This is a genomic window from Halomonas sp., assembly GCF_052095695.1.
GTDB lineage: Bacteria > Pseudomonadota > Gammaproteobacteria > Pseudomonadales > Halomonadaceae > Vreelandella.
Window position 1 is genome coordinate 25,243 of sequence record NZ_JBQDLQ010000038.1, and the last position, 9,192, is coordinate 34,434.

Below are 9,192 nucleotides of genomic sequence, written 5' to 3' on the forward strand. Positions count from 1 at the left end.
ATGGCACTACTTGAAGTTAACAACCTCGATGTCCGCTTCGCGCTTCGCCAAGGCGAAGTACACGCCTTACGAGACATTAATTTTAGCCTTGAGCGCGGCGAGCGCTTGGGCATTGTCGGTGAATCTGGCGCGGGCAAGTCGGTCGCTGCATTTTCGCTGCTCAACTTGATTGCAAAGCCGGGCTTTATTGCAGACGGCACTATTAATTTTGACGGTCAGGTGCTTAATCGCATGTCTGAACACGGACTGCGCAAGATCCGCGGCAATCGCATTTCGATGATTTTCCAAGACCCAATGATGACACTCAACCCCGTGCTGTCTATTGGCGAGCAGATGATCGAGTGCTTGAAAGCCCACCGCCGAATTTCTTCCAAAGATGCCCGCGCGATTGCGCTCGACAAACTGCGTCAGGTGCAAATTCCCTCACCGGAAACGCGTTTAGAACAGTATCCGCACGAGCTTTCAGGCGGTATGCGCCAGCGTATTATTATTGCGATTGCTCTGCTCCTTGATCCAGATATTATCATCGCCGATGAGCCGACCACGGCCCTTGATGTGACGATACAAGCTGAGATCATGGCCCTGCTGCTGGAACTCTGCGAGCAGCATAACGTGGGGCTTATTCTGATCACCCACGACCTTGGCGTGGTCAGCCAAGTCACACAGCGCATGCTGGTGATGTACGCTGGTCGAGTGATCGAACAAGGGCCAACGCGGGAAATTATCAATGACCCACAACACCCGTATACGCAAGGCTTAATCAACGCCCTACCGCAGATGGCAACGCCCGGCGAAAGACTCAACCAGATTCGCGGCAGTATGCCGTCACTTTCTAATCTTCCCAGCGGCTGCGCGTTTCATCCGCGCTGCGATTTTATCAATCGTGCCGATGGTCAACCCCGCCCCGCCTGCACCCAGCAGGTGCCTGAATTTGTCGAATCCGGCAACTGCCGTGTGGCATGCCACATGGTCGCTGAAATGCTTGAAGATCGCCGTTTGAAAGAGGAAATCTTATGAGTGCACAGGCTGAAACGCTGAACGCTCCTCACACGCAGAATGAAAAGAGCGCTGATTCGCTGCTGCAGATTCGCGATCTAAAAAAGCGTTTTTCGCTCTCCGGGGATTTTCTCGATCAGCTGCGCTTTAAGGGCGGCAAACTGGTGCGTCACCAGGAGCACGTTCACGCCATTAACGGCGTCAACCTGGATATCAAGCGCGGCGAAGCGCTGTGTGTGGTGGGCGAGTCAGGCTGCGGCAAGTCCACCGTCGCTCGCACGGTCATGGGACTATTAGCACCGTCAGAAGGTGAAATTTGCTACGACGGCAAGCGTATCGATAATCTAACCTCGCGCCAGCTATTGCCATACCGCAAGCGCATGCAAATGATTTTCCAAAACCCCTACGCGTCGCTGAATCCGCGCATGACCATTCAGCAAACGCTGGAAGAGCCGCTGCGCCTGCATCACCCTGATTGGAAGAGTCCGCAAATTCTTGACAAGGTCGAGCAGGTAATGCGTTCAGTGGGCATTGATCCTGACTGGGGAAAACGCTTTGGGCACGAGTTCTCCGGTGGTCAGCGCCAGCGTATCGCTATCGCGCGCGCCTTGGCCGTTGACCCTGAGTTTATCGTTGCCGATGAGCCTATTTCCGCACTCGACGTTTCCATCCAGGCTCAGGTACTTAACCTGCTGATGGAAGCTCAGCAAGAGCGCAATCTCACCTATCTCTTCATTACCCACGACCTTGCGGTCGTCGAGCACTTTGGCACCCGTGTGGCGGTCATGTACCTAGGCACGGTCTGCGAGATTGCCACCACGGCGACGCTGTTTGAAAAGCCACGCCACCCCTACACTCAGGCACTACTTTCAGCTATTCCGCGCCTGAAAGATGATCGCCCGCAGCACATTCGACTAACAGGTGAAGTGCCCACCCCGGTGAACCTACCCAGCGGATGCGTATTTCATGGCCGCTGCCCGTATGTTAACGCGCGCTGTAAGCAAGAAATTCCCCTATTGCAAACCCAGGATGACGGAACGCGCGTTGCATGCCACGCTGTTGAAGAGGGTCGTCTATGAAATGGACGGCATACATCCAGCGAAGAAAGGCGTGGAGAGGTAAAGCATGGAAATTCGCTGGCTAGAAGATTTTATTGCCCTGGCCAGAACTCGGCACTTCTCGCGCGCAGCAGATGATCAGCACGTTACGCAGCCCACCTTCTCCCGTCGTATTAAATTACTTGAGGAGGAGATGGGCGTCACGCTGATTAACCGTCAAACGCTGCCGCTTTCGCTCACCCCCGCCGGGGAAGAGTTTTTAACCCTGTGCGAGCAGGTAACCGAGCGAGTGCGGTTAACCCGTGTGCGTGTACGCGAAATTAATGCCGGCCAGCAGCGACGCATTATGGTCGCGGCACCGCAGAGCCTGCTGCCCCATTTTCTGCCTGAATGGCTAGCGTCTACAGGGTGGCAGGATCGCGTGCAGCCCTACTTGCGCGCCACGGGCTGGGTGGCCAGCGACTACTTTCAAGCCCTAGCACGTGCCGAATGTGACCTTGCTATTTGCTACTGGCCGGTTGGGCGCTGCGACCTTGATATTGATACTAGCGCCTGCAATTACCGAGTCATCGGCCATGAAAGACTGATTCCAGTGACCGGGTTAAACGCCGAAGGGGCTCCCTGCGCGCTGCTGCCCGGTTCACGGGTTCAGCCGGCACCCTGGCTTGCTTATCCCAAACGCGGGCTGTTGGGGTCTGCGGTTAAAGCGCATTTGGCCAAGCTGCCACAGAGCACCCATTTAACCGCGCAGAGTGAAAACCTCTACGCAGCCGGCATAAAAGAGCTGGTGCTACTGGGCTATGGCATGAGCTGGCTACCGGAGCGCAACGTAGCATCTGAGCTTACTCAAGGGACTCTAGTGCGAGCAGGCGATAGCCGCTGGGATGTCCCTATGGAACTGCGCCTATATCGACATCAAAGCCATCATCACGCTGAACTTGACGGGTTCTGGAGTGAGCTCGCGCCCCCCCGCACCTGATAATGACGTCTGTGAGAACACTTACTTGAGAAAAGGCACTGCTTGTATGTCAACGACTCTATTTAATCTGCAGCGCAAACACTTAGTACATCTGCAAAGTGCTTACGCGACAATACTAGCCGACAATCAATTGGATAGCCTGGCCATTTACAGCGGTCACGCTAGCGACCATTTTGCAGATGACCACGCTGCCTCGTTTCAAACCTACGGCCATTTTATGCACTGGGTGGGCCTAGCTGACGTTCAACATAGCTGGCTGATTATTCAACCCGAAAAGCGGCCCCAGCTTTATCTTTATGCCCCAACTGACTTTTGGCATCTGCCCACCCGCCTGCCTGAAGAGCCCTGGGTTGCTGAATTCGATATTCATTTGTGCAGCGATAAAGTTGCCCCGCCAGTAACTGGCAATGCTGCCATTATTGGCGATATTGAATGCCTCTCCGATAGCACCCTGCAGGCGTTAAACGCCGAACACCATCCAGCAACTATCGTCAGTGCACTTGATGAGCTGCGGCTATTCAAAACGCCGTATGAAATTGCCTGTTTACGCGAAGCAAATCGCTTGGCGCTAGCAGGTCATCAAGCTGCACAGGCCGCCTTTATTGGCGCCTCAAGTGAGCTGGATATCCAGTTGGCTTACTTGGCAGCGAGTCGGCAGCGAGAATCAAGCGTCCCTTACCAGAACATTATTGGTTTAAATCAACATGCTGGTGTTCTGCACTACCAGCATTACGATCTCAAAGCACCTAAACAACGCTATAGCTTATTGGTGGATGCAGGCAGACGCTTTCGTGGCTACTGCGCGGATATTACCCGTGCATACGCCGGCCCCGATGCACCAGCGGCCTTTGGAGAGCTAGTCACGGCAATGCATGGCTTAAAAGATGAGTTGGTCAAAGGCGTAGCGCCCGGCGTTAGCTTTGTGGCGCTTCACGAGCAAATGCACCATCACTTAGCTGAAATACTCATCGCTCACGAACTATTCAAGGGCACGGCCGAGCAAGCCGTTGCTGAAGGCGTCACGCGAGCATTCTGCCCTCACGGGCTAGGTCATTCGCTGGGTCTACAGGTACACGATGTAGCCGGATTGCGCCACCCCGATGGAACACCCGCGCCAGCGCCGGAAAATCACCCGGCTCTGCGCTTAACCCGCACACTCCGCCCTGATATGGTAGTTACCATTGAGCCAGGCCTGTATTTTATCGACATGCTGCTTGACCCGCTGCGTAACTCTTCACTGCCCGTTAACTGGCCACTGGTAGATCAACTCTCGCCCTGTGGCGGTATTCGTATTGAGGATAATGTGGCGGTGACGGCAAGCGGTTTTGACAATCTAACGCTCTGAAAACGTGTTGCCATCACTTAGAACGTCTTATTAATGTTTAGAAGATCTTATCAATATGTAGAATGCACATCGCCCGGCACAAGGCCGGGCGATGATTTACTAACACTTTATATGACACGAGATGCCACATAGAGCCTAAGTCACATAAAACTTATGTCTATATAAAGCTTATGTCTATATAAAATCAGGCTATATAGAACTTAGAAGCGGTAAGTCACACCGCCGCCAATAGTGACAGGGTCGATATCAATTTCGCCAACTTGACCAGCACCATTTGCGTTGATATCAGCACTCACGTCAGCATAGCTAACATAGCCGTTCAGCATAATATTCTGAGTGATCGCAAGGTCAACGCCTGCTTGGCCAATCACACCATAGCTTTCATCAACGTTGAAGCCGCTCGGCTCGCCAGAGAAGCGCGTGTAGTTAAGACCAGCACCTACATAAGGCTGAACGCGTGAATCTAAGCCACCCATCGGGTAGTAATTCACCAGCAGGTTAATAGGCAGGCGGTCAATACTACCAACACCACCGGCAGATGCCGTATTAAGCTCGTGCTCAAATTTCTCAGAGCTGTTTAGCTCCAGACCTACTTTATCGGTAAGGAGATAACCAGCACCGAAAGTAAAGCCGCTTTCGCTCTGCACATTAAGTGAATCACCTGCTACGTTACCATTACCTGAACCTGTATTGGTCTTGGCAACACCGCCACGAACGAATATGTCGCCAGCGTTATAAGCGAGAGCCGCTTGGCTTGCCAGTGCAAAACTAGCAGTGATTACAGCGGCGGAAATCAGTTTCATATTGCTCATCAGATTTATCCTCTCTATGCAGCGCTAGTTCCCTTGCGCCTTGGTATTACGGTGCCGGTTATCCGGCTGTCCTGTACAGTATATAGTATACGAACAGTGTTTCCAAATTGCATGTAAAATATTATTATAAGTATTCCAACCCTGATAGTTTTTTTAAACAGTTTTTTTAAACATAAAATCCAGGCATAAAAAAACGTCCGGCGTCACTTTTTTTCCGGTCACGCAAGGCTTAAAATTTCATATAGGGCAATAGGTTAGGGTCAATATTGCCTTGGCAGCTCCCGGATCGCCACCCCGGCGTACCTCAGCCAACCCACTCTGTGCCAATGAGCGGGCTTGTTCAACGGCCAATTCTCCGTACAAACCCAATGCAGGCTTGCGCCGCTCGCCGGCGTCCGTCCGGTGCTGGAGCATGAAGACTTTGCGACCGGCAGGTGTATCTTGCACAGGAAGCCGGGAATGAGGGTATCACGCAGCTCGATGGGCTGAGCTTGGGGTTTTGCCGCATCGACTGCGGGCTTGGTGAGCTTGATCTTGGCCATAGCTGACTCCTTGGAAAGACCCGTTTCCAGGAACCTGTTAGGAGCCAAGCGGATGGAAGCCAGGTCAAGTTTCGGAAAGCACCGGCATATGATGAACTAGCCTAAGTTATGGATAAGCCTTCTGTAGCGAGCTTAGGCGTAGTCCAGCGAAGTACAGTGCTGGAGTCATGGTGAAATAAAAAAAAAGTCCCCCGAAGGGGACCCAGGTGGAGCACGCCAGCTCACTCGATGTATCGCTATTACGTGGTAGCGATGTAGGTGAAGAAGGGAGAGAAGCAAACTATCCAAGCCGTTGTTTCTCTATTCAATCACCCTTTGTCATATATAGTGCGATCTGCGTGACACCTTTTTAAAAACCCCAAAAAAACAATGATTTAATATAATATCGCTTGATTCACATTAATCTCCCTCGCACTGCAGCAAATAAACTGCACCACCATTGCGCAATTTTTAGCCTTTGTGCATCACAAAGCATCATATGAGTTCGTTAGCGCTTAGAAATCCTTCTGGGAGCCTGTCCGGCTTGACCGATCGTCGCAAGAAGCACGGATTTTGAGCCAAATTTATCGATCGATTGAAGCGAATAGTGCGCTATTTAACGAAATCGATCGAATAAAGTTGGCCATAATGCCGGGGGTCGCAGTAGATCAGTGTTAAGTCGGGCAGGCTCCTAGGATGTCACGATAATTTTCACTTGGGCTTTGTCGTTTAACAGCGCCTCAAAGCCCTCCTCTACAATGCCCGCCAGTGGGATGCGCTGGGTGACCATGTCTTCGGCGCGGAAGTAGCCTCGTTGCATTAGCGCCATTACCGCCGGATACACATGGCGATAGGCGATAATACCCTTCATGGTGCGTTCTTTAATGACAAGGTCGTTGGGCTGGAAGCTGGCCTCCCCTTCCCAAATACTCACCACCACCACTTCGCCGCCTTCATGGGTACTGTGCAGCGCCTGATTGAGCACCGCGGGAATGCCGGTCACCTCAAACGCTAGGTCTACACCGCCGCCGCTAAAGGCTTGTAGCTTTTCCACCACATCTTCCTGCTGCGGATCAACCACAACCGCCCCTAACGCTTCGGCTTTGGCTTTTCGCGACGGCGCCACCTCAACGGCATAAATTTGCGCTGCCCCGGCCGCTTTTAGCGCTTCAATGGTCATCAACCCAATGGGCCCTGCGCCGAATACCGCCGCACTATCTCCGGCTTTCAGGCAGCTTTGGCGCACCGCATGCAGCGCCACCGCTGCGGGCTCTACCAGAGCGCCTTGCTCGTAGCTAAGCTCATCCGGCAGCTTATGCACCATATGTTCACCTATCACGGTGAACTCCGAGAAGCCGCCGCCACCGCCTGAGAGGCCGTGAAAGCCAAGCATGGGCGTCAGGTTATAGCGCTCCATTTGGTAGGCGCCATCTTTATTAGGCGAGAGAATCGGCTCAATAGCGACACGGTCGCCCACTTTCACTCGGGCTACCTTATCGCCGACCTCGACCACTTCCCCTGCGAATTCATGGCCCATAATGATCGGCGCCTGCTCACCGCTAATCGGGTGCGGCTTACCGACCGGAATAAAAATCGGCCCCGCGGCATACTCGTGCAGATCACTACCACAGATACCACAGGCGGCGACTTTCACCTTCACCGCATGGGGGTCGTTGATAGTGGGCACCGCCACTTGCTCCACGCGAATATCCTTCGCTGCGTACCAGACTGCTGCCTGCATCGTTTGCTGACTGATGGACTGACTCATGGGTTACCCTTCCTGTTAAGACGTGTGGTGAACCGGCTGCAGCCCATAGACAGGCGTTTCCAGTCCCTCCATACGTGCCTTTAACTGCAGCGCCAAGTAGTGCGAGTAGTGCCGCGACTGGTGCAGGTTGCCGCCGTGGAACCAAAGCGCCTCCTGCTGGGTGGGTTTCCACATATTGCGTAATTCGCCCTCCCACGGGCCGGGGTCTTTTGTGGTGTCGGAGCCTAAGCCCCAGCATTTGCCCACTTTATCCGCCACCTCCTGGGAGATAAGCCTGGCCGCCCAGCCGTTCATGGAACCGTAGCCAGTGGCATAAACGATCAAGTCTGCTTCTAGCTCACTGCCATCAGTGAGCGTGATGGAGTGGGGATTGATCCGCTCGATCCCTACACCGCTGCGCAGCTTGATATCGCCATTGGCGACAAGATTACAGGCGCCCACATCGATGTAGTAACCCGACCCACGGCGCAGATACTTCAGGAACAACCCAGAGTCATCGTCCCCGAAGTCGAGCAGAAAGCCTGCACCTTCGAGCTTTTGATAGAACTCGGCGTCACGCTGTTTGATCGCCTCAAACGCCGGGCGCTGAACGTCTGGCAGCACCTTGTAAGGAATCGAGGCAAACATCAGGTCAGCTTTTTCAGTGGTCATCCCACCAGCAACGGCTTCTTCCGAATATAACGGCCCAAGCACTTCTTCCATCAGCGAGTCCGACTTCACAATATGCGTCGAAGAGCGCTGTAGCATAGTCACATGGGCGTCGTGTTCCCACAGTGCAGCGGCGATGTCATGTGCGGAGTTATTCGACCCCACAATGACGCACTTTTTACCTTTATAGGCATCTGGCCCCGGATGCTGGCTGGAGTGCTGCTGCTCGCCGGCAAAGCTTTCCGCGCCGGGGAATGTCGGCACATTAGGCATCCCCGACATCCCGGTGGCCATCACCAGTTGCTTGGGTCGCAAGGTGATCGCTTCGCCGTTGCGCTTCACGTTCACTACCCACTCGCCTGCAACTTCATCGTAGTGTGCATTCTGACACTCGGTGGAGCTCCAATAATTGAGCTCCATCACCTTTGTGTACATCTCCAGCCAATCGCCCACCTTGTCTTTGGGCGCAAACACTGGCCAGTTTTCAGGGAAAGGAATATATGGGAGGTGGTCGTACCACACCGGATCATGCAAACAGAGCGACTTGTAACGCTTGCGCCAGGAATCCCCTGCACGCTCATTGCGCTCGATAATAATGGTCGGCACGCCCATCTGCTTCAGCCGTGCGCCCAAACCAATGCCGCCCTGGCCGCCGCCAATAACCACGCAGTAGGGTTGTTGGGTATAACCAAGCTCCGCTTCTTCGCGCTCCCGTGACTCTAACCAGGTTTCACGCTGTTTATTAGCACCGTGCTCGGCGCCTTTTGGGCGGTGATGATTACGCGGCTCAGGGAAGTCGTGCAATGACTGCATCGTGGTGAGCAGCGTCCAGCATTTACCCTCTTTCAGCCGCAGGTAGCCTTTGCCGCTGGCAACCGCCGTCTCAAAGGTGAACCACGCCTCAGCAACATCGCCATTTTGGGTCGCTTCGTCTTCTAGCTGCCAGCTCGAAGGGCGCGCGTCCTCCAAAGTGGCATTGAGCATGGCTTGAATAGCGTCTTTACCCTCGCAGGTTTTTAAATTCCAGGTGAAGGTAAGGAAGTCGCGCCAGTAGCACTCTTCATT

At 53.7% G+C, this 9,192-nt stretch carries 8 protein-coding genes; 4 read left to right on the plus strand and 4 right to left on the minus strand.

The window, feature by feature from the left end; translation table 11 throughout:
* From ACTH5D_RS09560 to pepQ, 4 genes are read left to right on the plus strand one after another with little or no spacing between them, the layout of a single operon-like run.
* The gene (locus ACTH5D_RS09560; protein ID WP_441670600.1) at positions 1 to 1,017 is read left to right on the plus strand and encodes an ABC transporter ATP-binding protein; all 1,017 of its coding nucleotides are present in this window, start codon (positions 1 to 3) and stop codon (positions 1,015 to 1,017) included.
* Positions 1,014 to 2,075 carry an ABC transporter ATP-binding protein gene (locus tag ACTH5D_RS09565; RefSeq protein ID WP_441670602.1) on the plus strand — a complete coding sequence of 354 codons (1,062 nt, stop codon included), beginning with the start codon at positions 1,014 to 1,016 and terminating at the stop codon, positions 2,073 to 2,075. Before ACTH5D_RS09560 ends, ACTH5D_RS09565 begins: the two co-directional genes overlap by 4 nt.
* Positions 2,076 to 2,121: 46 nt before the next feature.
* A complete protein-coding gene (locus tag ACTH5D_RS09570) occupies positions 2,122 to 3,033 on the plus strand; it encodes a LysR family transcriptional regulator (protein WP_441670604.1) in 912 nt (303 codons plus the stop codon).
* A 46-nt stretch (positions 3,034 to 3,079) separates the two neighbouring features.
* Entirely contained in the window at positions 3,080 to 4,378 is a 1,299-nt protein-coding gene (pepQ, locus tag ACTH5D_RS09575; RefSeq protein ID WP_441670606.1) for a Xaa-Pro dipeptidase, read from the plus strand.
* A 200-nt stretch (positions 4,379 to 4,578) separates the two neighbouring features.
* On the opposite strand, the gene ACTH5D_RS09580 is transcribed toward pepQ, so the two are convergent.
* The 4 genes from ACTH5D_RS09580 to ACTH5D_RS09595 form a co-directional block, all read right to left on the minus strand.
* A complete protein-coding gene (locus tag ACTH5D_RS09580; RefSeq protein WP_441670608.1) occupies positions 4,579 to 5,190 on the minus strand; it encodes an OmpW/AlkL family protein in 612 nt (203 codons plus the stop codon).
* Positions 5,191 to 5,427: 237 nt separating this feature from the next.
* Complete coding sequence (locus tag ACTH5D_RS09585; RefSeq protein ID WP_441670609.1) at positions 5,428 to 5,604, minus strand: integrase arm-type DNA-binding domain-containing protein; 177 nt, start codon at positions 5,602 to 5,604, stop codon at positions 5,428 to 5,430.
* Between the two features lie 798 nt (positions 5,605 to 6,402).
* On the minus strand, positions 6,403 to 7,479 hold the full coding sequence (locus tag ACTH5D_RS09590; protein ID WP_441670611.1) for a 2,3-butanediol dehydrogenase: 1,077 nt from the start codon (positions 7,477 to 7,479) through the stop codon (positions 6,403 to 6,405).
* 15 nt (positions 7,480 to 7,494) lie between these two features.
* Positions 7,495 to 9,192: flavin-containing monooxygenase (locus tag ACTH5D_RS09595; RefSeq protein WP_441670613.1), on the minus strand; the 1,698-nt coding region annotated here is incomplete at its 5' end.

Bases quoted from the DNA above. Each gene is read 5' to 3' on its own strand.
- ACTH5D_RS09565 (WP_441670602.1), top strand. From the start codon at position 1,014: ATGAGTGCACAGGCTGAAACGCTGAACGCTCCTCACACGCAGAATGAA.
- ACTH5D_RS09580 (WP_441670608.1), bottom strand. From the start codon at position 5,190: ATGAGCAATATGAAACTGATTTCCGCCGCTGTAATCACTGCTAGTTTT.
- ACTH5D_RS09570 (WP_441670604.1), top strand. From the start codon at position 2,122: ATGGAAATTCGCTGGCTAGAAGATTTTATTGCCCTGGCCAGAACTCGG.
- ACTH5D_RS09585 (WP_441670609.1), bottom strand. From the start codon at position 5,604: ATGCTCCAGCACCGGACGGACGCCGGCGAGCGGCGCAAGCCTGCATTG.
- pepQ (WP_441670606.1), top strand. From the start codon at position 3,080: ATGTCAACGACTCTATTTAATCTGCAGCGCAAACACTTAGTACATCTG.
- ACTH5D_RS09590 (WP_441670611.1), bottom strand. From the start codon at position 7,479: ATGAGTCAGTCCATCAGTCAGCAAACGATGCAGGCAGCAGTCTGGTAC.
- ACTH5D_RS09560 (WP_441670600.1), top strand. From the start codon at position 1: ATGGCACTACTTGAAGTTAACAACCTCGATGTCCGCTTCGCGCTTCGC.